At 72.7% G+C, this 24288-nt stretch carries 26 protein-coding genes; 11 read left to right on the forward strand and 15 right to left on the reverse strand.

The window, feature by feature from the left end; translation table 11 throughout:
* Nucleotides 1-137: 137 nt before the first annotated feature.
* From bioD to bioB, 3 genes are read right to left on the reverse strand one after another with little or no spacing between them, the layout of a single operon-like run.
* The gene (bioD, locus tag ACFW2G_RS12030) at nucleotides 138-881 is read right to left on the reverse strand and encodes a dethiobiotin synthase (protein WP_384449524.1); all 744 of its coding nucleotides are present in this window, start codon (nucleotides 879-881) and stop codon (nucleotides 138-140) included.
* Nucleotides 882-891: 10 nt separating this feature from the next.
* Complete coding sequence (locus tag ACFW2G_RS12035) at nucleotides 892-2214, reverse strand: adenosylmethionine--8-amino-7-oxononanoate transaminase (protein WP_037929078.1); 1323 nt, start codon at nucleotides 2212-2214, stop codon at nucleotides 892-894.
* The gene (bioB, locus tag ACFW2G_RS12040) at nucleotides 2207-3463 is read right to left on the reverse strand and encodes a biotin synthase BioB (protein ID WP_384582085.1); all 1257 of its coding nucleotides are present in this window, start codon (nucleotides 3461-3463) and stop codon (nucleotides 2207-2209) included. The genes ACFW2G_RS12035 and bioB overlap by 8 nt, the downstream gene beginning before the upstream one ends.
* Nucleotides 3464-3619: 156 nt before the next feature.
* On the opposite strand from bioB, the gene ACFW2G_RS12045 reads away from it, so the two are divergent.
* Complete coding sequence (locus ACFW2G_RS12045; RefSeq protein WP_384449530.1) at nucleotides 3620-4789, forward strand: 8-amino-7-oxononanoate synthase; 1170 nt, start codon at nucleotides 3620-3622, stop codon at nucleotides 4787-4789.
* 300 nt (nucleotides 4790-5089) lie between these two features.
* Here the strand turns inward: ACFW2G_RS12045 and ACFW2G_RS12050 are convergent, their stop codons facing one another.
* Entirely contained in the window at nucleotides 5090-5320 is a 231-nt protein-coding gene (locus tag ACFW2G_RS12050) for a DUF397 domain-containing protein (RefSeq protein ID WP_037929070.1), read from the reverse strand.
* 13 nt (nucleotides 5321-5333) lie between these two features.
* Entirely contained in the window at nucleotides 5334-6218 is an 885-nt protein-coding gene (locus ACFW2G_RS12055; RefSeq protein WP_384449533.1) for a helix-turn-helix domain-containing protein, read from the reverse strand.
* A gap of 196 nt (nucleotides 6219-6414) precedes the next feature.
* On the opposite strand from ACFW2G_RS12055, the gene ACFW2G_RS12060 reads away from it, so the two are divergent.
* The 7 genes from ACFW2G_RS12060 (at nucleotide 6415) to ACFW2G_RS12090 (ending at nucleotide 11756) form a co-directional block, all read left to right on the forward strand.
* Nucleotides 6415-6861, forward strand: coding sequence for an ATP-binding protein (locus ACFW2G_RS12060; RefSeq protein WP_384582084.1), 447 nt, complete (start codon nucleotides 6415-6417; stop codon nucleotides 6859-6861).
* Nucleotides 6862-7208: 347 nt separating this feature from the next.
* Entirely contained in the window at nucleotides 7209-7511 is a 303-nt protein-coding gene (locus tag ACFW2G_RS12065) for an urease subunit gamma (RefSeq protein WP_037929061.1), read from the forward strand.
* A gap of 16 nt (nucleotides 7512-7527) precedes the next feature.
* Nucleotides 7528-7839: an urease subunit beta gene (locus ACFW2G_RS12070; RefSeq protein WP_037929059.1), complete on the forward strand. Its 312-nt coding sequence runs from the start codon at nucleotides 7528-7530 to the stop codon at nucleotides 7837-7839.
* Nucleotides 7832-9553 carry an urease subunit alpha gene (locus ACFW2G_RS12075; RefSeq protein ID WP_037929057.1) on the forward strand — a complete coding sequence of 574 codons (1722 nt, stop codon included), beginning with the start codon at nucleotides 7832-7834 and terminating at the stop codon, nucleotides 9551-9553. Before ACFW2G_RS12070 ends, ACFW2G_RS12075 begins: the two co-directional genes overlap by 8 nt.
* 13 nt (nucleotides 9554-9566) lie before the next feature.
* Entirely contained in the window at nucleotides 9567-10241 is a 675-nt protein-coding gene (locus ACFW2G_RS12080) for an urease accessory protein UreF (RefSeq protein WP_384449541.1), read from the forward strand.
* Between the two features lie 37 nt (nucleotides 10242-10278).
* Complete coding sequence (gene ureG / locus ACFW2G_RS12085) at nucleotides 10279-10974, forward strand: urease accessory protein UreG (RefSeq protein ID WP_384449544.1); 696 nt, start codon at nucleotides 10279-10281, stop codon at nucleotides 10972-10974.
* Complete coding sequence (locus tag ACFW2G_RS12090) at nucleotides 10971-11756, forward strand: urease accessory protein UreD (protein ID WP_037929463.1); 786 nt, start codon at nucleotides 10971-10973, stop codon at nucleotides 11754-11756. Before ureG ends, ACFW2G_RS12090 begins: the two co-directional genes overlap by 4 nt.
* 76 nt (nucleotides 11757-11832) lie before the next feature.
* Here ACFW2G_RS12090 and ACFW2G_RS12095 read toward each other — a convergent pair whose 3' ends face one another.
* The 6 genes from ACFW2G_RS12095 to ACFW2G_RS12120 form a co-directional block, all read right to left on the reverse strand.
* Nucleotides 11833-12543 carry a lysophospholipid acyltransferase family protein gene (locus ACFW2G_RS12095; protein WP_384449550.1) on the reverse strand — a complete coding sequence of 237 codons (711 nt, stop codon included), beginning with the start codon at nucleotides 12541-12543 and terminating at the stop codon, nucleotides 11833-11835.
* Nucleotides 12544-12625: 82 nt separating this feature from the next.
* Nucleotides 12626-12784 (reverse strand): hypothetical protein, encoded by a 159-nt coding sequence (locus ACFW2G_RS12100; protein ID WP_037929045.1) that lies wholly within the window; start codon nucleotides 12782-12784, stop codon nucleotides 12626-12628.
* A gap of 32 nt (nucleotides 12785-12816) precedes the next feature.
* Nucleotides 12817-13773, reverse strand: a complete 957-nt coding sequence (locus ACFW2G_RS12105; RefSeq protein WP_037929043.1) for a cytochrome c oxidase assembly protein — start codon at nucleotides 13771-13773, stop codon at nucleotides 12817-12819.
* A gap of 112 nt (nucleotides 13774-13885) precedes the next feature.
* Nucleotides 13886-14911 carry a 6-phosphofructokinase gene (locus ACFW2G_RS12110; protein ID WP_384449555.1) on the reverse strand — a complete coding sequence of 342 codons (1026 nt, stop codon included), beginning with the start codon at nucleotides 14909-14911 and terminating at the stop codon, nucleotides 13886-13888.
* Between the two features lie 215 nt (nucleotides 14912-15126).
* Nucleotides 15127-15855 (reverse strand): type 1 glutamine amidotransferase, encoded by a 729-nt coding sequence (locus ACFW2G_RS12115; protein ID WP_037929037.1) that lies wholly within the window; start codon nucleotides 15853-15855, stop codon nucleotides 15127-15129.
* 28 nt (nucleotides 15856-15883) lie between these two features.
* The gene (locus ACFW2G_RS12120; protein ID WP_037929035.1) at nucleotides 15884-17122 is read right to left on the reverse strand and encodes a MurT ligase domain-containing protein; all 1239 of its coding nucleotides are present in this window, start codon (nucleotides 17120-17122) and stop codon (nucleotides 15884-15886) included.
* Nucleotides 17123-17245: 123 nt separating this feature from the next.
* Between ACFW2G_RS12120 and def the strand changes: the two genes are divergently transcribed.
* The gene (gene def, locus ACFW2G_RS12125) at nucleotides 17246-17800 is read left to right on the forward strand and encodes a peptide deformylase (protein WP_037929033.1); all 555 of its coding nucleotides are present in this window, start codon (nucleotides 17246-17248) and stop codon (nucleotides 17798-17800) included.
* A gap of 86 nt (nucleotides 17801-17886) precedes the next feature.
* Here the strand turns inward: def and ACFW2G_RS12130 are convergent, their stop codons facing one another.
* On the reverse strand, nucleotides 17887-18531 hold the full coding sequence (locus tag ACFW2G_RS12130) for a TetR family transcriptional regulator (protein ID WP_037929031.1): 645 nt from the start codon (nucleotides 18529-18531) through the stop codon (nucleotides 17887-17889).
* 214 nt (nucleotides 18532-18745) lie between these two features.
* Between ACFW2G_RS12130 and ACFW2G_RS12135 the strand changes: the two genes are divergently transcribed.
* Nucleotides 18746-19975, forward strand: a complete 1230-nt coding sequence (locus ACFW2G_RS12135; protein ID WP_384449563.1) for an acyl-CoA dehydrogenase family protein — start codon at nucleotides 18746-18748, stop codon at nucleotides 19973-19975.
* Between the two features lie 192 nt (nucleotides 19976-20167).
* Here the strand turns inward: ACFW2G_RS12135 and ACFW2G_RS12140 are convergent, their stop codons facing one another.
* The gene (locus ACFW2G_RS12140; protein ID WP_037929461.1) at nucleotides 20168-20605 is read right to left on the reverse strand and encodes an SRPBCC family protein; all 438 of its coding nucleotides are present in this window, start codon (nucleotides 20603-20605) and stop codon (nucleotides 20168-20170) included.
* A gap of 154 nt (nucleotides 20606-20759) precedes the next feature.
* On the opposite strand from ACFW2G_RS12140, the gene ACFW2G_RS12145 reads away from it, so the two are divergent.
* Nucleotides 20760-20945: a DUF5999 family protein gene (locus ACFW2G_RS12145; RefSeq protein WP_037929027.1), complete on the forward strand. Its 186-nt coding sequence runs from the start codon at nucleotides 20760-20762 to the stop codon at nucleotides 20943-20945.
* Nucleotides 20946-21097: 152 nt separating this feature from the next.
* Here the strand turns inward: ACFW2G_RS12145 and ACFW2G_RS12150 are convergent, their stop codons facing one another.
* On the reverse strand, nucleotides 21098-23194 hold the full coding sequence (locus ACFW2G_RS12150; protein ID WP_384582081.1) for an ATP-binding protein: 2097 nt from the start codon (nucleotides 23192-23194) through the stop codon (nucleotides 21098-21100).
* Between the two features lie 64 nt (nucleotides 23195-23258).
* A complete protein-coding gene (locus ACFW2G_RS12155) occupies nucleotides 23259-24215 on the reverse strand; it encodes a fibronectin type III domain-containing protein (RefSeq protein ID WP_236647845.1) in 957 nt (318 codons plus the stop codon).
* Nucleotides 24216-24288: the final 73 nt, after the last annotated feature.

Raw genomic sequence — 24288 nt, forward strand, 5'->3', positions numbered from 1 at the left:
GGCGCTCCGCCCCGGGCTCCGCGCCGCGCAGGCCGGCCCCGGGCTCGGGGTCCCCGGCGGTGCCGCACAGCCGGACCCGGTGCCCCGGGCCGGGCTCGGGGTCCGGAGGGCCAGCCCTTCCCCTGCGGGTGCGGCGGTCATGCGCCGGCGGTGACGAACGCCGGCGGGGACCAGGTGGTGAGGAAGGACTGCGCCGACCAGGTGCCCGAGAGGGGCGGGGCCAGCCAGGAGGGGGCCGCGGCGCGGAAGCGCTCGGGGGGCAGGGTGCCCGAACCCTCCGGGACCGCGCCCAAGAGCGGCAGCTCCGAGGACCTCGGGAGGTCCGCCAGGTTGCAGCGGGCCGCGAGGTCCGGGGAGTGCGGCCAGCTGCCGACCACCACACCCAGCGGGGTCAGACCGCGGACCCGCAGGGCTTCCGCCGTGAGGGTCGTGGAGTTGAGGGTGCCCAGACCCGCCTGGGCGACGATCAGGGTCGGGGCGTCCAGCAGGCGCGCCGCGTCGGCCAGCGTGTGGCCCGCCTCGTCGAACTGCACGAGCAATCCGCCCGCACCTTCCACCAGGACCAGGTCGTGATCCTCCGACAGCCGCCGCGCGGCCTCCGCGATCTGCGCCGGGGCCAGTGTCGGCAGCCCCGCGCGACGGGCGGCCGTGTCCGGCGCCAGGGGCTCCGGGTAGCGGGCCAGTTCCATCGCCGTCACGGAGGGGCCGGCCAGCCGTGCCACCTCCGCCGCGTCTCCCGGCTCCTGCGGACCGACACCGGTCTGTGCGGGCTTGAGCACCGCCACCGAGCGGCCGGCCGCCACGGCCGCCGCCGCCACGGCAGAGGTGACCACGGTCTTGCCGATCTCCGTGCCCGTCCCGGACACGATCAGTACGGACATCTGCGCTTTCTCAGCCTTCCTGGGCCGCCGCGCACACCGCGCGGCAGATACGGGTCACGTCCGCGTCGCCCGTGACGAACGGCGGCATCACATAGATCAGGTCCCGGAACGGCCTCAGCCACACGCCCTCGCGCACCGCCGCCCGGGTGGCCGCGACGACGTCGACCTCGTGGTCCAGCTGGACCACGCCGATGGCGCCCAGGACCCGTACGTCCCGCACACCGGGGATCCCGGCCGCGGCCGCCAGGCCCTCGCGCAGCCCCGTCTCGATCCGCTTGACGTCGAACGCCCAGTCCTGGCCGAGCAACAGTTCCACGGAGGCCAGCGCCACGGCCGTGGCCAGAGGGTTCCCCATGAAGGTCGGTCCGTGCGCCAGCACCGGGACCTCGCCCTGGGAGATCCCGTCCGCCACCCGCTCCGTGCACAAGGTCGCCGCCAGCGTGAGGTAGCCACCCGTCAGGGACTTGCCCAGGCACATCACGTCCGGGGTGACTCCGGCGTGGTCGGCCGCGAAGAGCGCGCCGGTACGGCCGAAACCGGTGGCGATCTCGTCAAGGATCAGCAGGACCCCGTATTCGTCGCACAGTTCGCGCAGCACCCGGAGGTGGGCGGGGTGGTGGAAGCGCATGCCGCCCGCGCCCTGCACCACCGGCTCCACGATCACGGCGGCCAGCTCGTCCGCGTGCGTGGCGATCATGCCGCGCAGGTGGTCGGCGTACGCGGGATCCACGGGCGTGTCGAAGCCGCCCGGCGGGGCGTCCGCGAAGACCTGCCGCGGCAGGTGGCCCTGCCACAGCTCGTGCATGCCGCCCTCCGGGTCGCACACCGCCATGGGCTGCCAGGTGTCCCCGTGGTAGCCGCCGCGCCAGGTGAGCAGCCGGGTCTTGCCGGTGCGCCCGAGCGAACGCCAGTACTGGAGGCACATCTTGACGGCGACTTCGACGGAGACCGAACCTGAGTCGGCGAGGAAGACGTGTTCCAGTCCGGGCGGGGTGATCTCGACGAGCTTCGCCGCGAGCCGGACGGCGGGCTCATGGGTGAGCCCGCCGAACATCACGTGCGACATGCGCCCGAGCTGCGCGGTCACTGCCTCGTTGAGCACCGGGTGGTTGTAGCCGTGGATGGCCGACCACCAGGAGGACATGCCGTCGACCAGCTCGTCGTGACCTTCCCCCTGGGACGGGTCGGCGAGCCTCAGCCGCACCCCCGTGGCGGAGGCGATGACCAGCGGCTCCTGCCGTCCGGGCATCGGGCCGTACGGGTGCCAGACGTGCTGCCGGTCCAGCGCGAGCAGTTCCGCACCGGCCGACCGCGGGTGGGACCGGTCAGGCATTGGGCGCGATGTCCGTCCCCGCGCCGCGGCGGCGCACCGCCACCAGGTCCGACCGCAGCTCGCCGGGCCCGGCCTGGGCCGGCTGCTCCGGCACCGGCGCGGCCTCCGCGTGCGGGTGCCCCGAACAGCCGCCGCACGCCGATCCGCAGCCCACGGCGTCGTCGGCCCCGGCCGCGCCCGAACCGCACACCGAGGCACCGCCCCGGGAACCGCAGCCGCTGGAGGGGGCCGCGTCGGCGGCGTCGGAGCGGTGCGCGGGAAGGGTCGTCGTACCGGCGCCCTCCACCTCGAAACCGGCGTCCGCGATCATGTCGAGGTCGGCCTGGCCGGCCTGCCCCTCACTGGTGAGGTAGTCACCGAGGAAGATCGAGTTGACGATGTTCAGCGCCAGCGGCTGCAGCGAGCGCAGGTGCACCTCGCGCCCGCCCGCCAGCCGGACCTCGATGTCGGGGCAGACGAACCGCGCCATCGCCAGGATCCGCAGGCAGCGCTGCGGGGTGAGGTTCCACTCCTTGGCCAGCGGCGTGCCCTCGAAGGGGATCAGGAAGTTGACCGGGACCGAGTCGGCGTCCAGCGCGCGCAGCGAGAAGACCACGTCGACGAGGTCCTCGTCGGTCTCGCCCATGCCGGCGATCAGGCCCGAGCAGGCCGACAGGCCCGCCGCGTGGGCCTTCTCCACGGTGTCCACGCGGTCGGCGTAGGTGTGGGTCTTGGTGATCTGGCCGTAGGTGGCCTCGGAGGTGTTCAGGTTGTGGTTGTAGGCGTCTGCGCCGGCCTCGCGCAGCTTCTCCGCCTGGCCGTCCGAGAGCAGACCGAGGCAGGCACAGACCTCGATGCCCTCGTTCTGTTCCTTGATCGCCTCGATCGTCTTGCCGACACGCTCCACGTCGCGGTCCGTCGGCCCGCGGCCGCTCGCCACCAGGCAGACCCGCTTGGCCCCGCCCGCAACACCCGCGGCGGCGGCCTGGGAGGCCTCCTCCGGCTTGAGCCACGTGTACTTGAGGATCCCGGCCGTCGAGCCCAGCCGCTGGGAACAGTAGGAGCAGTCCTCCGGGCACAGGCCCGACTTCAGGTTGACCAGGTAGTTCAGCTTGACCCGACGCCCGAACCACTGACGGCGCACCTTGCCGGCCGCGGCCACCACGTCGAGCAGTTCGTCGTCAGAAGTCGCCAGTACGGCGAGCGCTTCTTCGCGGGTCGGCAGCTCGCGCCGCAGCCCCTTGTCCACCAGGGTGTTCAGCAGGTCCATGGAGCTGATCCTGGACCACTCGACCCATCCCGGCCAAGGAGAGATCGCACAACATGGCCGGATGGGTGTGTGTGTATCACCACACCTGGCGGACACGTCGCGGCGGCTAGGGTCGGGCAGGCCTGTGGACTGCCGACAAAACACGAGGACATGCCGATGCCCCAGCACACTCCCGATCCCGCGGACGTCTTCGCCTGGATCGACGCCGCGGAGCGGGCACGGGAGCATGCCGGGCTGGTCCGCACCCTGCGCCCCCGGCCGCCGGTGTCGCCGCTGCTGGACCTCGCGAGCAACGACTACCTCGGCCTGTCCCGGCACCCCGAGACCGTCCGCGGGGCCCGCGAGGCGGCCGAGGGCTGGGGCGCCGGGGCCACTGGCTCCCGCCTCGTCACCGGCACCACCGAACTCCACGCGGAACTGGAACGGGAGCTCGCGGCCTTCTGCGGGTTCGAGGCCGCGCTCGTCCTGTCCTCCGGATACGCGGCCAACCTCGCCGCGGTGACGGCGCTCAGCGACCGGGGCACGCTCGTCGTCTCCGACGCCGGCAACCACGCCTCCATCGTCGACGGCTGCCGACTCTCGCGCGCCGAGACCGCGGTGGTCGCGCACGCCGACCCGGACGCCGCGCGCAAGGCGCTCGCCGCGCATGCGGGCCGGGCTCTGCTGGTCACCGACTCGGTGTTCTCCGTCGACGGCGACGCCGCCCCGCTGGGAGCCTACGCGGCCGTGTGCCGGGACGGGGGAGCGGCCCTGCTCGTGGACGACGCCCACGGACTGGGCGTATTGGGTGAGGGCGGCCGTGGTGCGCTGCACGCCGCCGGGCTGGCCGGCGCGCCCTACGTGGTGGCCACCCTGACCTTGTCGAAGTCGCTGGGCAGCCAGGGAGGTGCCGTGCTCGGCCCGGCCAAGGTGATCAGGCACCTGGTCAACACGGCGCGCACCTTCATCTTCGACACCGGGCTGGCCCCGGCCGCCGCGGGAGCGGCACTGGCGAGCCTGCGCCTTCTCCGGCGGGAGCCGGAGCGCGCCGACCGGGCTCGCGAGGTGGCCGACCGGCTGTACGGGAGGCTCACTGCCGCCGGGCTGACCGCGGCCCGGCCGGACGCGGCCGTGGTGTCGGTGCGTGCCCCGTCGGCTCCGGAGGCGCTGCGCTGGGCCGCCGACTGCCGCGAGGCGGGTCTGTCCGTGGGGTGCTTCCGCCCGCCGTCGGTGCCGGACGGCATCTCCCGGCTGAGGTTGACCGCCCGGGCCGACCTCACGGGGGAGGAGATCGATCGGGCGGTCACGACGATCGTCGCCACCGCGCCTGCCGGGGCCGCGCCGTAGGGCGGGTCGTGAACGCCGCGCCTGCCCTACGGTGCCCGGCACGCACGCCCGCCGCGTGGTCGGGATCGTCCGATTGCGCCCGGTACGGGACGGTCCTGCGCCGTGCGAGCGCACGCACCGGACGCCGCGGGGCCCGTCCCTCGGGCGGACGGCGCCACTGTCGCCACACGCCCTGAGAGGGCCGCTGCCGTGGCCGCGAAGGTCCACCGGGTCACGGCACGAGGCGGGGTCCGCGCCCCCGCTGGGACCGCCCGGCGGGTGGCCTGCGGCGCTGTGCGGTGTGCTGCCGCGGCCCGGGCCTTAGGCGGACGCGGGCGCCCCGGTCCGTACGGAGGCGAGGAAGCCGTCCCAGGCCGGGCCGGTGAAGAGTACGGCCGGGCCGTCCGTCCGCTTGGAGTCGCGGACGGCCAGCAGACCGCCGCCGAGGACGGCCGCCTCCACGCAGTTGTTCATTCCGGTGCTGCGGCTGCTGCGCCGCCACCGCGGAGCTCTGATCAGAAGTCCGCCGGTGCTTAAGGGGGTTGCGGACACGGGGGTGCCTCCTCTACGCGTCGTCAGCGAGTGAGCTGATGAGTTCACAAGAGTCCTGGGGCGGCAGGGCGTGCGCCTGGATGGTGCGGAACGCGGCGCCGTACGCCTCTAGGTCTTCCTTCCGCTCCAGATAGAGGCTACTCGTCAAATGGTCGAGTACCACCACATCCAGATCGGAGATGTTCGTAAATGAGAAAATGACGAACGGTCCGGTGAGGCCGAGATGGCCACCCACACTGAACGGCAGTACCTGGACGTTCACCTGGGGGAGCCGTGCCACCTGCGCCAGGTGCCGCAGCTGCTCCGCCATCACCCCGGGCCCGCCGATCTGGCGGCGCAGCACCGCCTCGTCCAGCACCGCGCTCAGCTCCAACGGCGGATCGGCCCGCAGTACCGCCTGCCGGGCCAGTCGTACGTCGACCAGCGCGTCCACCTTCGGTTCCGGAAGCCCGCCGAGCGCGGCCCGGGTCACGGCCCGTGCGTACTCGGGGGTCTGCAGCAGCCCGGGCACCACCGACAGTTCCACCGTACGGGCGGACCGGGCTCCCGCCTCCAGGCTGATGAAGTCCCGGTACTCCTGGGGCAGCAGCCCCCGGTAGTCGTGCCACCACTGCCGTCCCCGCCCCGTGTCGCCGCCCGTTCCGGGGCCTGCGGCCGAGGCGGACAGGGCCTCCAGTAAAGCGCGTTGCTCCGGGCTCACGACCTCCCCGTAGGCGTCGAGGAGCAGCCGGATGTCCTCCGGTTTCACGCCGCTGCGGCCCGTCTCGATGCGGCTGATTTTCGACTGGTGCCATCCCACGATCCGGGCGGCCTCACCACTGGTGAGGCCCGACCGGTCACGCAGGGCACGCAGTTCCTCGCCGAGCTTGCGTCGGCGCACCGCGGGACCGTGCTGCACGCCCGCCTCCTTCCACCGGCGCAGGTCGCACCAGTTTGCCGTCCAAATACGCTCTTCCGTAGCAGAGTTCACTGCATCGGGCGACAGATATATGCAGATCTTTGGGGAAAAGCAGATGTGGCGGCACGATGGGTGGCAGTCTGGCGTCCAGCACAGATCCGGGGCGATTCCGCTCCGGTGGGAAAGGGACGTCGCCATGGCAGACCACCAGGAAGCATCCATCACTCTGCCGAGCGATCCCGCCTCGGTGGCCGCTGCCCGACGCTATGTCGGGGAGGTGCTGGGCGCATGGGGGCTGCCCGAAGACGCCGAGGCCGCGGACAGTATCCGGCTGATCGTCTCAGAGCTCGCCACCAACGCCGTGCAGCATACTTTCGGCCAGTCGCCGACCTTCACCGTCGACCTCCGTCTGGAGCGCGAGGAGTGGCTGCGGGTCGGGGTGACCGACAGCTGTCCGCGCCGGCCCAAGCGGCTTCCTGCCGCCGTCCAGCAGGACAACGGCCGCGGGCTGGTCATCATCCGCTGGCTCGCCGTGGAGGCGGGGGGCCGGCTCTCGGTCACCCCCGCCGAGGACGGCGGCAAGACGGTCTGGATCGCGCTGCCCTGGACCGCGGCCGCGCCGGCCGCCGCCGGGGGCTGCTGACCGCAGGCCGCACCGCCGAACCCACCGCGAACGCCGGGCGGCCCTCGGGGCCCCCGGCGTCTTCCGTATACGGAAGTCCCGGCCGGCGGGCCGCCGGCTCGAACCGGGTGCCTTCCCGAAACGTGGGTTAACTCTGCGGAAAAGATCGGCCCATAGCGTGGCGGGCACGTGCGTCCGCCATTGATCACCCATCGGCCGGTAAAGCCGCGGTCGGCGCAACGGAAAGCCTTCCCCTGCGTTGGGCAAGAGACGCTTGGGTTGGAAATGCGCAGGTCAACAGAGTGTTGAACGCCTATAAGGTCACCTCGGCGCGAAGTCGATCTTGTCCCGGAAGCATGGTGATACGAGTGCAACTGACACCGCACGAACAGGAGCGACTGCTCCTCCACGTGGCCGCGGACGTGGCCGAGAAGCGGAGGGCGCGCGGAGTGCGCCTGAACCATCCCGAGGCGGTGGCGCTGATCACTTCGCACATCCTCGAAGGGGCCCGCGACGGCCGGACGGTGGCCGAGCTCATGGCCTCCGGCCGCACCGTGCTGACCCGGGCCGAGGTCATGGAGGGGATCCCCGAGATGATCCACGACGTGCAGGTCGAGGCGACCTTCCCGGACGGCACGAAACTCGTCACGGTCCACGACCCCATCGTCTGACAAGGAGTACCCCCGCATGATCCCCGGCGAAATCGCCTTCGGGGAGGGCCCGGTACTGCTCAACGAGGGCCGCCCCGTCACCCGTCTCACCGTGCTCAACTCCGCCGACCGGCCCGTCCAGGTCGGCTCCCACTACCACTTCGCCGAGGCCAACCCCGGCCTCGACTTCGACCGTGCCGCGGCCCACGGGCTGCGCCTCAACGTCCCCGCCGGTACGGCCGTCCGCTTCGAGCCGGGCATCCCGGCGGCGGTGGAACTCGTCCCGCTGGCGGGCTCGCGGACCGTACCGGGACTGCGCGGCGAGACCGGAGGGCCGCTCGATGGCTGAGATCTCCCGCCAGGTGTACGCCGACCTCTTCGGGCCGACGACCGGCGACCGGATCCGGCTCGCCGACACCGACCTCTTCGTCGAGATCGAGCAGGACCTCGGCGGCGGCCCCGGCCGCTCCGGCGACGAAGCCGTCTTCGGCGGCGGCAAGGTCATCCGCGAATCCATGGGCCAGGCCCGCACCACCCGCGCCGAGGGCGCACCCGACACGGTGATCACCGGGGTCGTGATCCTCGACCACTGGGGCATCGTCAAGGCCGACCTCGGCATCCGCGACGGTCGGATCTGCGGCATCGGCAAGGCCGGCAACCCCGACACCATGGACGGCGTCGACCCGGCACTGGTCATCGGTCCCGAGACCGAGATCATCGCGGGCAACGGGAAGATCGTCACCGCCGGGGCCATCGACGCCCACGTGCACTTCATCTCCCCGACCGTCGTCGACGAGGCCCTCGCCTCCGGGATCACCACCCTGGTCGGCGGCGGTACCGGACCGGCCGAGGGCACCAAGGCCACCACCGTCACCCCCGGCCCCTGGCACCTGGCCCGGATGTTCGCGGCGCTGGAGGCCTACCCGGTCAACATCGGCCTCCTCGGCAAGGGCAACACCACCTCGCGCGAGGCGATGCACTCCCAGCTGCGGGGCGGAGCCCTCGGATTCAAGATCCACGAGGACTGGGGAGCCACCCCCGCGGCCATCGACGCCTGCCTCGGCGTCTGCGACGAGACCGGCGCCCAGGTCGCCATCCACACCGACACGCTCAACGAGGCGGGCTTCGTCGCCGACACCCTCGCGGCCATCGCCGGGAGGACGATCCACTCCTACCACACCGAGGGCGCGGGCGGCGGGCACGCACCCGACATCATCACCGTGGTCTCCGAGCCGAACGTCCTGCCCAGCTCCACCAACCCCACCCGGCCGCACACCGTCAACACCGTCGAGGAACACCTCGACATGCTGATGGTCTGCCACCACCTCAACCCGGCCGTCCCCGAGGACCTCGCCTTCGCCGAGTCCCGCATCCGACCCTCGACGATCGCCGCCGAGGACGTGCTGCACGACCTCGGCGCCATCTCCATCATCTCCTCCGACTCCCAGGCCATGGGCCGTGTCGGCGAGGTCGTGCTGCGCACCTGGCAGACCGCCCACGTGATGAAGCGGCGACGCGGATTCCTCCCCGGCGACGGACCCGCCGACAACCACCGGGCCCGCCGCTACGTCGCCAAGTACACGATCAACCCCGCCGTGGCCCAGGGGATCGCCCGCGACGTCGGCTCGGTCGAGACCGGCAAACTCGCCGACCTGGTGCTGTGGAACCCTGCCTTCTTCGGCGTCAAGCCCGAGCTCGTCATCAAGGGCGGCCAGATCGCCTACGCGCAGATGGGCGACGCGAACGCCTCCATCCCCACCCCGCAGCCCGTCCTGCCCCGGCCGATGTTCGGCAGCCACGGCCGCGCCCCCGGCCTGAACTCGCTGAACTTCACGGCCCAGGCCGCGCTCGACGACGGCCTGCCCGAACGGCTCGGACTCGGCAAGCGGTTCACCGCCATAGAGAACACGCGGAAGGTGACCAAGGCGGACATGCGCAACAACGACGCCATGCCGCGGGTCGAGGTCGACGCCGACACCTTCACCGTCACCATCGACGGCGAAGCGATCGAACCGGCGCCCGCCGCGGAACTGCCCATGGCCCAGCGCTACTTCCTCTTCTGATGGGGTCCGCCACATGAGCCTCGCCGCGCTCCTCGTCCTCGCGGACGGCCGGTTCCCCGCAGGCGGCCACGCCCACTCCGGCGGGGCCGAGGCCGCCTGCAAGGCCGGCCGGATCCACGACGCCGCCACCCTGGAGGACTTCTGCCGCGGCCGGCTGCACACCGCCGGGCTCACCGCGGCGGCCCTCGCCGCGGCGGCCGCCGTCGGGCTCGACCCCGCCGTGCTCGACTCCGCGGCCGACGCCCGCACCCCGTCGCCCGCCTTGCGCACCGCGGCGCGGCGGCTGGGCCGCCAGCTGCTGCGGGCCGCGCGGGCCACCTGGCCCGACCCCGGCCTGGAGCAACTGGCCGCGGCGTTCCCGCGCGGCGCCCACCAGCCCGTCGTGCTCGGCCTCACCGCCCGGGCGGCCGGGCTCGGGCCGCTCGACGCCGCCCACGTGGCGGCGTACGAGAGCGTCGGCGGACCGGCGACCGCCACCGTGCGGCTGCTGGGCCTGGACCCCTTCGAGGCGAGCGGGGTGCTGGCCCGGCTCGCCCCCGAGCTCGACGCGGTCGCGGCCCGGGCCGCCGAGGCCGCCCACCAGGCCCTGCTGGACGGGCCAGGAGCCCTGCCCGCGGCCTCCTCGCCGCTGCTGGAGATCACGGCCGAGGTCCATGCCGACTGGCCGGTCCGGCTGTTCGCCTCCTGACCGACCGCCGCCCCCCTTCGACCCCCGGGAGCCCCCGATGCACCTCGACCACGCCGTCACCCCCACCCACCGGCACACCCACAGCGCCGAACCGCTGCGCGCCGACGGCACCCGGCGCGCCCTGCGCATCGGCCTCGGCGGCCCCGTCGGCTCCGGCAAGACCGCCACCGTCGCCGCCTTGTGCCGCGCCCTGCGCACCGACCTCTCCATGGCGGTCGTCACCAACGACATCTACACCCGCGAGGACGCCGAGTTCCTGCTCCGCGAGGCGGTCCTGCCACCGGAGCGGATCAGCGCCGTGGAGACCGGGGCCTGCCCCCACACCGCCATCCGGGACGACATCTCCGCCAACCTGGAGGCCGTGGAAGAACTGGAGGAGGCCTTCCGCGGACACGCCCCGCTGGATCTGATCCTCGTCGAGTCCGGCGGCGACAACCTCACGGCCACCTTCTCCCGGGGCCTCGTCGACGCCCAGATCTTCGTCATCGACGTGGCCGGCGGTGACGACATCCCGCGCAAGGGCGGGCCCGGCGTCACCACCGCCGACCTCCTCATCGTCAACAAGACCGACCTCGCCCCGCATGTCGGATCCGACCTCGGTCGGATGGCCCGCGACGCCGCCGAACAGCGCGGAGACCTGCCCGTCGCCTTCCAGTCGCTGCGCGGCCCCGAAGGCGTGGCCCCGGTCGCCGGCTGGGTCCGGGAGCGGATCGCCGCCTGGACCGTACGGTGACCACGGCGCCCCCCGCCCCCCGGCCCGCCGCCGGAGTACGGGCCACCGCCCGCATCCACGCCGTGGCCGACGGGCGGGGCGGGACCGCGCTGCCCCTGCTGGCCGGGGAGGGCCCGCTCGCCCTGCGCCGCACCCGCGGCCGGGAGGCCGAGGCGGGGGTCGTCCTCGTCGGAGCGATGAGCGCCCCGCTGGGCGGCGACCACCTCACGGTCCGCGCCACCGCAGGACCCGGGGCCCGGCTGTCCCTGGCCTCGGCGGCGGCCACCCTGGCCCTGCCCGGCCGGGACGGCGAACCCGCCCGCTACGACGTGGAGCTGGACCTGGACGACGACGCCTCGGTGCGGTGGCTGCCGGAGCCGCTCGTCTCGGTCCGCGGCAGTGACCTGCGGGTGCGCACCCAGGTCCGGCTGGCCCCTACCGCGCGCCTGCTGCTGCGCGAGGAGCAGGCGCTGGGACGCCACGGGGAGCCGCCCGGTCTGCTGCGCAGCCGCCTCACCGTCACCCACGGCGGCCGCCCGCTGCTGGACCAGGAGCTCGCCTGCGGCCCCGGCGCACCCGGCGGCTGGGACGGCCCGGCCGGCCTCGCCGGACACCGGGCCGTCGGCCAGCTCCTCGTCGTGGACCCCGCCTTCGCGCAGGACCCGCCGCCGGCCGCGGTGCTGGGAGAGTGCGCCGTCGCGACCCCGCTCGCGGGTCCGGCCGTCCTGGTGACGGCCCTGGCCGGGGACGCCCTCCGGCTGCGCGAGGTCCTCGACGCGGCCTGCCGTACCTATCACCGCTGACTCGGACGACCCGGCCACCGTCGGCCGTACCCGGCCGTTCGGCCGCCGCGGCGCAGATCCGTGAGGAGGGGCAGGCTCAGCGCGTGCTGCGCCGGGCCCTCTTGCGCGCCTGCTCCTCCTCGGCCTTCACCTCGGCCGCGTACCGGTCGACGTACTCCTGCCCGGAAAGGCCGAGGATCGCGTACATGATCTCGTCGGTGACCGCCCGCAGGACGGCGCGCTCGCCCTCCATGCCGGCGTACCGGGAGAAGTCCAGCGGCTCACCGAAGCGGATCGTCACCCGCCGGATGTTGGGGATCTTCTGGCCGGGCGGCTGGATCTCGAAGGTGCCCACCATCGCACAAGGGATGACCGGCACCCCGGCGCCCAGGGCCATCGCGGCCACCCCCACCTTGCCCTTGTACAGCCGGCCGTCGTGCGAGCGGGTGCCCTCCGGGTAGATGCCCAGCAGCTCGCCCCTGGCCAGCACCCCCAGCCCCTCGCGCAGGGCGGCCCGGCCGGCGTCCTTGCCGGACCGGTCCACCGGGATCTGCCCGGCGCTGCGGAAGAACGCCGCGGTCAGCCGGCCCTTGACTCCCGGACCGGTGAAGTACTCGGCCTTCGCGAGGAAGGTGATCCGACGCGCCAGGATCGCGGGCATGAGGAAGTGGTCGGAGAACGACAGGTGATTGCCCGCGACGATCGCGGCGCCCTGCGCGGGGACGTTCTCCAGCCCCTCGATCCGCGGCCGGAACAGCAGCCTCAGCAGAGGTCCGAGGAGCACGTGCTTGAGCAAGTGGTAGAACACCAGGCCGCTCCTGTCGGTATCCCGTCGTCACGGCCATTTTACGGACGGTGAGCTCCGGGACGAGGGGCGGCGGCGGCCTTCCTCAGGTACTGCGTGAGGCGGCCATCCCGGCGGTGAGAAGCCCCAGCACCACCCAGCCGAACCACAGCCAGCCGTTGCTGCCGAGGACCACCGAGTACGTGGCGACGGCCACCAGTGCGGCGAAGGTCATCACTGCCATCGCCTTAACGGATCCGGTCATGCCCCATGGTGGCGCGCCGGAGCGGGATCGCGCTACCGGCCACGCGCCTGAAGCGAGGCGAGATACGCGTTGTACGCCTCCAGCTCCCGGTCGCCGTTGCGGTCCGCGGCCCGGTCGGAGCGCTTCGCGGTCCGCTGCTCGGAGTGGTACCACTGGTAGATCAGGGCGATCAAGACCAGTACCGAGGGGATCTCGCTGAAGGCCCAGGCGATGCCGCCGCCCCACTGCTGGTCGAGCAGCGGATCGATGCCGAGGGATGCGGGCGGGTTCGCGTACGTCTTGATCATCGGCTGGCTCGCCATCATCAGGGCGATGCCGAAGAAGGCGTGGAAGGGCATGCCCGCGAAGAGCTCCAGCATCCGCATGACATAGCCCGGACGGTGCGGACCGGGGTCGATGCCCATGATCGGCCAGAAGAAGATCAGACCGACGGCGAAGAAGTGGACCATCATCGAGATGTGCCCGGCCCGGCTCTCCATCAGGAAGTCGAAGAGCGGGGTGAAGTACAGCGCGTAGAGGCTGGCGATGAACATCGGGATCGTGAACGCCGGATGGGTGATCACCCGCATGTACCGGCTGTGCAGCAGCGCCAGCAGGAGCTCGCGCGGCCCCTTGCGCCCGCGGGCGGCGGGCGGCAGGGCGCGCAGGGCCAGCGTCACCGGTGCGCCCAGCAGCACCAGGATCGGGGTGACCATGCTGATCACCATGTGCTGGACCATGTGCACGCTGAACATCACCATGCCGTAGTCGTTCAGCCTGGTGCACATCACGAGGAGCACGGTCAGCACGCCCAACGTGAAGGCGATGGTGCGGCCCGGCGCCCAGGAGTCCCCTCGCCGGCGCAGCCGCAGCACGCCCCACCCGTACAGAGCCAGCCCGAGCAGGGAGCCGAACAGGAAGAACGCGTCGAAGGAGAACTCCAGTCCGCGCCCGAGAGTGAACGGCGGCAAGTCCATGTGCAGGTCCATGCCGTGCCCGCTGTGGTCCATCTGTTCACTCCCTCGACTGTGCTGCCCCACCACAGTAGTGCCGCCCCCGTACGCTCGTGCGCGCGGGGGCGGTCTGTCACAAAAGGGACGTCGGGCAGGGGCGGGAGAGCCGTCAGAGAACTGTCTGGGCCTCGGCGTAGCGCTCGGCCGGGACGGTCTTGAGGGTGGAGGTCGCCTCGGCGAGCGGCACCATCTCGATGTCGGTCCCGCGCAGCGCGGTGAGCATGCCGAACTCGCCCCGGTGCGCCGCCTCCACCGCGTGCCACCCGAACCGGGTGGCGAGGACCCGGTCGTACGCGGTGGGCGTGCCGCCGCGCTGGACATGGCCCAGGATCACCGGCCGGGCCTCCTTGCCCAGGCGGTTCTCCAACTCGACGGCGAGCAGGTTGCCGATGCCTGCGAACCGCTCGTGGCCGTAGATGTCCTTGCCCCGCTCCTCGAAGGCCATCGAGCCCGGCCGGGGCTTGGCGCCCTCGGCGACGACGACGATCGCGAACCGCTTGCCCGCGGAGAAGCGCTCGCCGACGATCGCCGTCAGCTCGTCGATGTCGAAGGGGCGCTCCGGCACGACGATGGCGTGCGCGCCGGCCGCCATGCCCGAGTGCAGGGCGATCCACCCCGTGTGGCGCCCCATGACCTCGACGACCATCACGCGCTGGTGCGACTCGGCGGTGGTCTTCAGCCGGTCCAGCGCCTCCGTGGCGACCCCGACGGCGGTGTCGAAGCCGAAGGTGACGTCGGTGGAGGCGATGTCGTTGTCGATCGTCTTCGGGACGCCGACGATGGGCAGGCCGGCCTGGGAGAGCAGGTTCGCGGCCTTCAGGGTGCCCTCGCCGCCGATCGGGATGATCGCGTCGAGCCCGAGGTCGGCGACGTGCCCGCGGGCACGCTCGACGCCGTCGCGCAGGTGCGCGGGCTGGACCCGGGAGGATCCGAGGATGGTGCCGCCGCGGGCCAGGATGCCGGCGACGGCATCGAGGTCGAGCTTGCGGTAGTCCGCCTCCAGCAGGCCCTTCCAGCCGTCGTGGAAGCCGATCACCTCGTCGCCGTGATCGACGACGGCACGGTGCACGACGGAGCGGATGACGGCGTTGAGGCCGGGGCAGTCGCCACCGGAAGTGAGCACACCTATGCGCATGGCAGAAGAGACCTTTGCAACGTGGGCCGGCGACCGGACCACGTCGTCCGGTTGGAACTACGGCCACCCTACAAGCGGTTTAGCAGTGCGCTGAACCATCCTCCACATGCTGGTCGCACTCCTCGTACAAAACGACGTCGGCCCGGTCCCCCCAAGGGAAAACCGGGCCGAACACATGATGCGGGGGTCGCCCTGATGAGCGGTTCGCCCGGCTGCTACGCGGGCTGCGTGGCAGCCGCGATGCGCTCCGCGCGCAGCGCCTCGTACCACCGGTCGTCCATGGCCGGGAGCGCGTTCACGTCCAGGGCCAGCTTCAGCAGCAGGTCCGCGATCTGCGGGTTGCGGGCCATCACCGGACCGTGCATGTACGTCCCGAACACCGTGTCGTTGTAGGCGCCTTCGGTACCGTCGCCGGTGCCGTTGCCGCGGCCCATCGTCACCCGGGCGAACGGCTTCGCCGTCGGGCCGAGGTGGGTGACGCCCTGGTGGTTCTCGAAGCCGGTCAGCTGCGGCAGGCCCAGGCGCGGGTCGATGTCCGCGAGGACGTCGCCGACGCACCGCTCGCCCTCACCGCGCACGGTGACGACGTCGAGCAGGCCGAGGCCCTCCTGACGGTGGCCCTGGTCGTTGACGAACTCCTGGCCCAGGATCTGGTACCCGGCGCAGACGGAGAAGACGATCGCGCCGTTGGAGACGGCGCGCTCCAGGCCGCCGTCGCGCAGCAGCCGCTCCGCCGCCAGGCGCTGAGGCCGGTCCTCGCCGCCGCCGATCAGGTAGATGTCGCCCGAGGTGGGGATGGGCTGGTCGCTGCGCACGTCCACGCGCTGCACGTCCAGGCCGCGCTGGCGGGCCCGGCGCTCCACCACGAGGGCGTTGCCCTGGTCTCCGTACGTGCTGAGCAGGTCGGGGTAGACCCACACCAGACGCAGGCTGTTGTCGCTCATGCTCGTGTGTCCTCTGGGGGTATGAGTACTAGTTGCCGACGCGGCGGCGCACGTCCTGGAAGGCGGTGTAGTTGGCGATCAGCTCGATCTGCCCGGGCGGTGCGAGCTGCACGGCCTCGTCGATGGTCTCGCACACCCGGAAGTCCAGGCCGGCGACCTCCAGGCGGACGGCGAGGTCCAGCTTGCGGTCGCCGATCACGAAGATCGGGTGACCGGCCAGGCGCGGGTAGTCGACGTCCCACAACCAGGAGGTGTCGGTACCGTCGGCGCCGCGCGCGTTCACGGAGAGGATCACCGGGGCGGGCGGCGGGTCGATCAGCGAAAACGTTTCGAGCCAGCCCGCGGGGTTCTTCGCGAGCAGGAGGCGCAGCTCGCGGCCCTGGAAGTGGACCACGTCGTAGCGGCCGGCGACCGCCTGCACCTGGTACATCCGCTCCAGCGCGACCTGCGGCGGGACGCCGAAGACGGCGGCCACGGCGGCCGAGGTGGCGGCGTTGGCCTTGTTGGCGCGGCCGGGCAGCTGGAGGTGGATCGGCCAGGCCGAGCCGTGCGGGTCCAGCACGTGGTCGCCGGAGAGCACCCACGTCGGGGTCGGGCGGCGGAAGCCGCACTCGCCGCAGAACCAGTCGTCGCCGGGGCGCTGCATGACACCGCCGCAGGAGGGACACGACCAGGCGTCGTCCTTCCACTCCTGACCAGCCGCGACCCACACCACGTTCTGCGAGGAGGAGGCGGCCCAGACGATCAGCGGGTCGTCGCAGTTGGCGACGATGGCCGCCTTGGAGCCCTGGAGGCCCTCCCGCCACTTCTCCGCCAGCATGCGGGTCTCGGCGGCGCGGTCGAGCTGGTCGCGGGAGAGGTTGAGCAGGGCGATCACCTTGGGGGTGACGTCCCGGGCCACTCCGGCCAGGTACTTCTCGTCGACCTCGATGACGCCGTACTTGGCATCCGAGCCGCCGGCGAGTGCCGAGGTGATGCCCGCGGGCATATTGGCGCCCAGGGCGTTGGAGACGACCGGACCGCTGGCCCGCAGGGCCTCGGCGATCAGTCGGGTCGTCGTGGTCTTGCCGTTCGTCGCAGAGACGAGGACGACGTCGAGGTGTTGCGCCAGCGCGCCGAGAAGATCGGGGTCGAGCCTGAGAGCGACCTTGCCTCCGATCACCGATCCGCTTCCGCGTCCCGCGGCCCGCGACACCGCCGCCGCGGCCTTGCCCGCCGTCACGGCCAGCTTGGCCCGCGGCGAAAGCGGCTCCGTGTTGCCTGCCATCGTCCCTTGTCCTCCTAGCGTCGGTCGGCCCCAGCCTATCCAGTGCCTGTCGCAGCCTTGACCGCGGCGCCCCCGCCCCGCCGTCGATCTCCTCCCGCGACCGCCCGTCGTACGCTTACGGCCATGCGACAGCGCCTGATCCCCGGTACCACCGGCCTCGTCCGCACCATGAGCCTGCTGGGTGATCCGGTGCTCCACTCACCCTGCCCGGAGGTCACCGAGTTCGGCCCCTCCCTCGACCGGCTCGTCGAGGACATGTTCGCGACGATGTACGCCGCCGAGGGGGTCGGCCTCGCCGCGAACCAGATCGGAGTCGCCCAGCGGGTGTTCGTCTACGACTGTCCCGATGATGAAGACGTACGGCACGTTGGGCACGTCGTCAACCCGCGTCTGGTGGCGGCCGACGGGGACGAGTTCGTCGGGCCCGAGGGCTGCCTGTCCCTGCCGGGCCTGGAGGCGGGCACGGCCCGCTTCGACCACGCGGTGGTGGAGGGGGTCACCTCGGACGGCGCGCCCGTGCGGGTCTCCGGTACCGGGTTCTTCGCGCGCTGCCTCCAACACGAGTGCGACCACCTCGACGGGACGGTCTACGCGGACCGGGTGACCGGCATGCGGGCCCGCCGCCTGCGCCGGGCGATCGCGAAGGCCCCCTGGGGGGCCGATGCACAGCGCGGCTGACGGATCTTCCCCGAGGGCGGCCTGCCCCGCCACGCCCTCGGCCCCGCCAACCGGCCACCCCGTCGGCCTCGGCGGGCCCGGACGGGTCAGAAGCCGGGGCCGTCCTCGCGGTTGCCGGCGGTGGCGAGGCGGCCCCAGAGCAGGTCGGTGAGGCCCGCGACCAGGTCCGCGCGGCCGCAGGGGCGTTCACCCAGCCACCAGTCGCCGGCCGCGTGCATCATGCCGACGATGCCGTGGCCCCAGACCCGGGCCAGCTGCTCCCCGCCGGGACCGAGGTCCACCCGTTCGCTGATCACCTGGGCCAGCTCCTCCCCGAGCCTGCGCAGCAGGGGCGCCGAGTGCAGGCCGACGTCGAAGCCCCGTTCGGTGGTGTGCGAGTCCTCCGCGGGGTGCATCAGGAAGCGGTACACCTGCGGGCGGGCCTCGATGGCGGCCAGGTAGGTGTCGAGGGTCGATTCCACCCGCCGGCGCCGCTCGGCCGGGGCGTCCAGCGCCGCCCGGAGCGAGCCGAGCAGGGCGTCGGTGTGCCGGACGGCGAGTGCCTGGTAGAGGCCCGCCTTGTCCCCGAAGTGCCGGTACAGGATGGGCTTGGTGATGCCCGCCTCGGCCGCGATGGCGTTCATGGAGGCCTTGGGGCCGTCCCTGAGCACGACCCGGTCGGCGGCTTCGAGCAGCTCCCGCCGGCGGCGCTCGGCCGCTCCGGGTTCGCCGGTCTGCTGCGTGGTCTCCATGACGTGTTCTCTCCCCGCCCTTGCGATGTGCCTGACGCCCACGCAACGTAACACCCGGGGCGCCCCGGCGATCGAATCGGCGGACACGACCGGGCAGCCGTCGACCGAATCGCTCGCGCTTGACAGTGCTTACTCGCCGGTAACAGACTGTGCCCCCCGGATGGGTTACCGCTAGTAACCTCTGGAGTGACGAGTACGGACAGGTGGAGGGGACATGGCGGAGTTCACCATGGAGCTGAACGACGACCAGAAGCAGGTGCGGGACTGGATCCACGGCTTCGCGGCCGATGTGATGCGACCCGCCGCCGCCGAATGGGACGAGCGCGAAGAGACTCCGTGGCCCGTCATCCAGGAGGCCGCCAAGCTCGGCATCTACTCGCTGGACTTCTACGCCCAGCAGTACTTCGACCCGACCGGGCTCGGCATCCCGATGGCCATGGAGGAGCTCTTCTGGGGCGACGCCGGCATCGCGCTCTCCATCGTCGGCACCGGGCTCGCGGCCATCGGCGTCGTGGCCAACGGCACCGAGGAGCAGATCGGCACCTGGATCCCCCAGATGTACGGCACCCCCGACGACGTGAAGGTCGCCGCCTTCTGCTCCTCCGAGCCGGACGCAGGCTCGGACGTCGGCTCGATGCGCACCCGCGCGGTCTACGACCAGGCGAAGGACGAGTGGGTGCTCAACGGCACCAAGACCTGGGCCACCAACGGCGGGATCGCCAACGTCCACATCGTCGTGGCCGTCGTCGACCCGGAGCTGGGGACCAAGGGGCACGCGTCCTTCATCGTGCCGCCGGGCACCCCCGGGCTGTCCCAGGGGCAGAAGTTCAAGAAGCACGGCATCCGCGCCTCCCACACCGCCGAGGTGGTCCTGGAGGACGTGCGGATCCCCGGAAACTGCCTGCTCGGCGGCAAGGAGAAGCTGGACGAGCGCCTCGCCCGGGCCCGTGAGCGGGCCCGCAGCGGCGGGGGCGAGCGCGTCAAGAACGCGGCCATGGCCACCTTCGAGGCCTCCCGGCCGGCCGTCGGCGCGATGGCCGTGGGCACCGCGCGCGCCGCGTACGAGGTCGCTCTCGACTACGCGAAGACCCGTACGCAGTTCGGCCGCCCGATCATCGACAACCAGGGGGTGGCCTTCCAGCTCGCCGACATGCGCACCCAGATCGACGCCGCCCGGCTGCTGGTGTGGCGGGCGTCCTGGATGGCGGTCGCGGGCCGGCCGTTCGAATCGGCCGAGGGCTCGATGTCCAAGCTGTTCGCGAGCGAGGTCTCCAAGAAGGTCACCGCCCAGGCCGTGCAGATCCTCGGTGGCAACGGCTTCACCCGCGAGTACCCGGTCGAGCGGATGCACCGGGACAGCGCGATCTACACGATCTTCGAGGGCACCAGTGAGATCCAGCGGCTGGTGATCGCGCGCACGATCTCCGGCATGCCGATCCGCTGACGCGGGACGGGACCGGACGAAGCGGGCCGGGATACGAGGCGGGCTGGGATGAGGCGGTGCGGGTGCGGGCGGGCCCGCACCGCTGCGTCCCGGCCGCCCGGCTGCGGGCTCGGGGCCGTTGCGTTCCGGCCGCCGCGCGTCCGCCGTCGGGTGCGTGGCGGTGCGGTGATCACGCAGGCCCCGGCCGGCTCCTCAGACGGCCAGCAGCCGGGTGATGGCGCGGCCGAAGACGCGACGGCCGACGGCCGCCACCAGGGGGTCCAGGGCGCGGGGGAGGCCGCGCAGGTGCAGTTCCTCGCGCCAGTGGACCTCCGAACCACCTGCCGGTAGGGAGTGAATCTCGATCTCCGCCCAGCCCGTCACCGCCCGGCCGCGCTTCTCCAGCCGGACGAGGCCCGCCGCCTCGGACACCGGCGGCCGCCAGACCACGACCTCCATCCGGTCGTCGAACGTGATCCTTCCCACACCCGTGCGGGCCGTGAAGATCGTTCCCGCGTGCGTCGGCGGCGGACTCTCGATGATCGTCCGCGTGAGGGGGACCTGCGCCCCGTGGCGCTCCCAGTCCGTGAGCCTCGACCACGCCTCGGCGACGGGCGCGGACGTACGGTGAACGATCCGGATAACGGGCATGAGCGCATCGTAATCGGGCATACACACCGTGAACTGGACGGCGAATACGGGTTCCGTCCAGGGGTGGCGATCGGTAATACTCGCCGCCACCGTGGATCGCGGTACGACCGGGTGACCACCGGCCCTCCCGCCCCACATCGCGAGGAGGTGCGCCATGTGCTCCCACCAGCCCCCCTGCCCAGCCGCCGACAGCGCCGACCACGACGCCGCCCGCACCGTGGCCTCCCACCCCGAACAGGGATGGAGTCTGCTCTGCAACGGAGTCGTGATCTTCGACGACACCGGTGAACTGCTCCCCGACAGCCGTGCGGTGGACCCCCGCCGCCCGGCCCTGGTCTGAGCGAGGAGGCAGCATGCGCCAGCAGCTGATCCGAAAGCCCGTCCCCAAGCCCGCTCCCCGAGACCTGGACCTGCGCACACCGTCGGGCAGACCCCTCCCGTACTGACGGGAGCCCCGACGCGGTTACACAGCGCGCCGTCCACGGGCCGGGTTCAGCCCGTGGGCGCCGCCGCCCCGCCCCGGAACGCCGCCTCGAAGGCGGCGTCTCCGATCGCCGCCCGCGCCTGCCGTTCGCTCCGGTCCCGTACGGCCGTCAGCGAGGGCGAGCCCATCTGCGGTCGGCCCACCGTGCGCCACCAGGCGTGCCCGGTGCCCAGCAGGCGCGCCGCCAGCTCGCCGTCGCCCAGTCCGGCCACCGCTGCGGCCAGCAGGTCCAGGCCGAGCGCGATGCCCAGCCGGTCGCCGAGGAGCCGCTTCCCGGAAAGCATGGCCCGTACGTGGCGTGCGGCCTCCCCGTGGTCGCCCAGGCCCAGCGCGGCCACCGCCAGGACGTAGTCCGCGTACGCCCGCATCCAGCGCTCGCCCAGCTCCGCGCAGGCCTCCCGCAGCGAGTGCGCCTCCTCGGCCGCCTCCTCGAAGCGTCCCAGCGCGCACAGGGAGTATCCGGTGGCCAGCTTGCACAGGAGCCAGCCCGGTCCGGTGGTGCGCCCGCCATGGGCGGCACGGGCCTGCGGGCCGGCCAGCCGCAGGGCCCGTACCGGGTCGCCCGGCATCAGGACCGACGCCGCGTGCAGGTAGGCGGCGCGCAACTCCCGCTCGGGGTCGGCCAGGTGGGCCGCGTCCCGGGCGCACTCCTCGCCGAGGCGCCGCGCCTCGTCCATGTCGCCCTGGAGGACCATGGTGAGCCCGAGGGCCCACCGGGCCTGGTTGTGGGCGAGCCCGGTGCGAGGGGCGAGCCGCAGGGCCCGTTCCAGGAAGGCGCGGCCCTCGTGCACGTGCCCGCACGCGAACCAGTAGAACCACAGCGCCCCGGCCATCTCCAGCGCTGCCGACGGGTCGGCGCCGAGCAGGTGTTCCAGGGCCGTACGCAACTGCGCGTGCTCGGCGGTGATCCTCCGGTACCAGTCCACCTGCCCCGGGCCCATCCAGCCCCGGTCGGCGGCGTGCGAGAGCGCCGCGTACCAGTGGGCGTGCCGGTCGGCGACCAGCTGCGTCTCGCCGAGCTCGCCCAGCCAGTCGTGCCCGTACTCGCGGATCGTGTCCAGCAGCCGGTAGCGGGCGCCGGCGCCGCGTTCCTCGGTGCGCAGGACCACGGACTTGGCGGCGAGACCGGCGAGCGTGCGTTCGACCCGGGCGGCCGGCAGTGGTCCGCCCGCGCACACGGCGCGCGCCGCAGCGATGTCGAAGTCGCCGGTGAACACCGAGAGTCGGGCCCACAGGAGCCGTTCCAGCGGCTCGCACAGCTCGTGGCTCCAGCCGATCGTGGTCCGCATCGTCCGGTGCCGCGGCGGCCGGGAGACGCGGACGTCCGACAGCATTTCGAAGCGCTCGCCGATCCGCTCGGCCATCTGCTCGACCGTCCACAACCGCATCCGGGCGCCGGCGAGTTCCAGGGCGAGGGGGATGCCGTCGAGGCGTCGGCAGACCTCGGCGGCGACGGCGGTCCGCTCCGGGTCGGCGAAGACGGCCGCGGCGCGCGGGGTCGCGGCGAGCGCGCGGGTGCGGAAGAGGGCCAAGGCGTCGCTGTCGGGTCCTTCGCAGGGCAGCGGGCGGACCTCGACGACCTCCTCGATCGCGCTGCGCAGTGGCTCCCTGGAGGTGATCAGGATGGTCAACCCGGGTGCCGACTGCAGGAGTTCGCCCGCCAGGTGGCGGCACTCGGGAACCAGGTGCTCGCAGGTGTCCAGGACCAGCAGGAGCTCCCTGTCGGCCATCCACGCGCAAAGTTCCTCGTCGAGGGGGCGGGGGGAGTGGTCGGCGAGGCCGACGGCGTGCGCGACGGTGGCGGTCAGCAGGGCGGGATCGCGCAGTGGTGACAGCTCGACCCACCAGGCGCCGTCGGGCCGGGCCCGGTCGGCGCCGGCGACCGCGCGCAGGGCGAGCCGGGACTTGCCGACGCCTCCCACCCCGGTCAGGGTGATCAGTCTGCGCTCGCGCAACAGCTTCCCGAGCAGCTGGAGTTCGGACTGTCTGCCGATGAAGCCGGCGGGCTCCGCGGGCAGGTTGCCCGGCGGTCTGCCGGCTCCCGGCCCGGGGGCATCTTCCGTGGAATCTGGCTGATTGTCATTGACCGAGTACTCACCGAACACGGGAGTATTCTGCGTGATCTTCTTATCCCACCGTGCCGTTAAGGCCGGATCGGGTCCCCCGGGTTCATGCGACGAGCGTGATCCGGCGTTCGGCGGAGAACGCCCCCCAGTTGCCGTCGGGGAGCCTTGCGCGCAGCTTCACGGCCCACTCGGTGCCGGTGGGCTCGGCCACCGTGAGGCGGTGTTCCGCCCGGCCGGCCGGTACCGCTCCCGCGCCGAACTGGATGACGGTCGTGGGCCGTCCGTTGACGTACAGCTCGTACTCGGTGGTGGGCCGGCCGGTCTCGGGGGCGGTCCAGGTGAGCGTGACCGTGCCCGGCGAGGCGGTGGCGGTGAGGTCGGCGGGGGCGGTGCCCGGACCGTCGCCGGAGGCGGGCGGGGTGCTCACGTCCACGGCCGGGCCGTCGGGGGAGGAGTTGTCGGCGCCGTCCCGGGCCCGGACCGTGAAGGTGTAGACGGTGTCGGGCCGCAGGCCGGTCAGGGTGGTGTCGGTGTCGCCGGGGCCGGCCGTGTGGATGCGGGCGCCGCCCTGGTAGACGTCATACGCCGTGACGCCCGTGTCGTCCGTCGACGGGGTCCACGACAGCCGGGCCGACCGGGGTCCGGTCGCGCTGCCGGTGGTGGCGCCGGGTGCGGTGGGCGGCGTCCGGTCCTCGGGCTTCGCCGCCGGGGTGGTGGCGAGCGCGGCCGGAGCGGCTTCGGAGAGGTTCCCGGCGGCGTCCCGGGCCCGCACCGTGAAGGAGTAGCCGGTCCCCGGGACGAGGCCGGTGACGTCCATCATGGTCCTCTCGGCCGGGAGTTCCCGTACCAGCCGTCCGCCCTCGAAGACCTGGTAGCGGGTCACGCCGTCGCGATCCGCGGCCGCGTCCCACATGACGTGCACGGTGGTGGCGCTGCCGGCCTGGGCGGTGAGTCCGCTGGGGGCGGACGGCGGCTCGGTGTCGGGCGCGCTGCACGCGGTGAGGCCCATGAGGCCGGTGGGGATCAGGAAGAGGGCGAGCGTGGGGGCGCTGCGTCGCACGGGGTGCCTTCCTCGGCTCCAGTAAAGGTCTAGACATATATGGCACGGCAGGTGCGAGGACGACAAGACCCGT

Origin of the sequence: Streptomyces sp. NPDC058880, from assembly GCF_042742535.1 — a bacterium.
In the GTDB taxonomy this organism is placed as follows: Bacteria; Actinomycetota; Actinomycetes; order Streptomycetales; family Streptomycetaceae; genus Streptomyces.

Coding starts and splice junctions, on each gene's coding strand:
- ACFW2G_RS12105 (WP_037929043.1), bottom strand. CDS start 13,773: ATGGACCACAGCGGGCACGGCATGGACCTGCACATGGACTTGCCGCCG.
- ureG (WP_384449544.1), top strand. CDS start 10,279: ATGCACCTCGACCACGCCGTCACCCCCACCCACCGGCACACCCACAGC.
- ACFW2G_RS12045 (WP_384449530.1), top strand. CDS start 3,620: ATGCCCCAGCACACTCCCGATCCCGCGGACGTCTTCGCCTGGATCGAC.
- ACFW2G_RS12120 (WP_037929035.1), bottom strand. CDS start 17,122: ATGGCAGGCAACACGGAGCCGCTTTCGCCGCGGGCCAAGCTGGCCGTG.
- ACFW2G_RS12060 (WP_384582084.1), top strand. CDS start 6,415: ATGGCAGACCACCAGGAAGCATCCATCACTCTGCCGAGCGATCCCGCC.
- ACFW2G_RS12135 (WP_384449563.1), top strand. CDS start 18,746: ATGGCGGAGTTCACCATGGAGCTGAACGACGACCAGAAGCAGGTGCGG.
- ACFW2G_RS12140 (WP_037929461.1), bottom strand. CDS start 20,605: ATGCCCGTTATCCGGATCGTTCACCGTACGTCCGCGCCCGTCGCCGAG.
- ACFW2G_RS12130 (WP_037929031.1), bottom strand. CDS start 18,531: ATGGAGACCACGCAGCAGACCGGCGAACCCGGAGCGGCCGAGCGCCGC.
- ACFW2G_RS12070 (WP_037929059.1), top strand. CDS start 7,528: ATGATCCCCGGCGAAATCGCCTTCGGGGAGGGCCCGGTACTGCTCAAC.
- ACFW2G_RS12080 (WP_384449541.1), top strand. CDS start 9,567: ATGAGCCTCGCCGCGCTCCTCGTCCTCGCGGACGGCCGGTTCCCCGCA.
- ACFW2G_RS12115 (WP_037929037.1), bottom strand. CDS start 15,855: ATGAGCGACAACAGCCTGCGTCTGGTGTGGGTCTACCCCGACCTGCTC.
- ACFW2G_RS12100 (WP_037929045.1), bottom strand. CDS start 12,784: ATGACCGGATCCGTTAAGGCGATGGCAGTGATGACCTTCGCCGCACTG.
- bioD (WP_384449524.1), bottom strand. CDS start 881: ATGTCCGTACTGATCGTGTCCGGGACGGGCACGGAGATCGGCAAGACC.
- ACFW2G_RS12145 (WP_037929027.1), top strand. CDS start 20,760: ATGTGCTCCCACCAGCCCCCCTGCCCAGCCGCCGACAGCGCCGACCAC.
- bioB (WP_384582085.1), bottom strand. CDS start 3,463: ATGGACCTGCTGAACACCCTGGTGGACAAGGGGCTGCGGCGCGAGCTG.
- def (WP_037929033.1), top strand. CDS start 17,246: ATGCGACAGCGCCTGATCCCCGGTACCACCGGCCTCGTCCGCACCATG.
- ACFW2G_RS12075 (WP_037929057.1), top strand. CDS start 7,832: ATGGCTGAGATCTCCCGCCAGGTGTACGCCGACCTCTTCGGGCCGACG.
- ACFW2G_RS12035 (WP_037929078.1), bottom strand. CDS start 2,214: ATGCCTGACCGGTCCCACCCGCGGTCGGCCGGTGCGGAACTGCTCGCG.
- ACFW2G_RS12110 (WP_384449555.1), bottom strand. CDS start 14,911: ATGCGCATAGGTGTGCTCACTTCCGGTGGCGACTGCCCCGGCCTCAAC.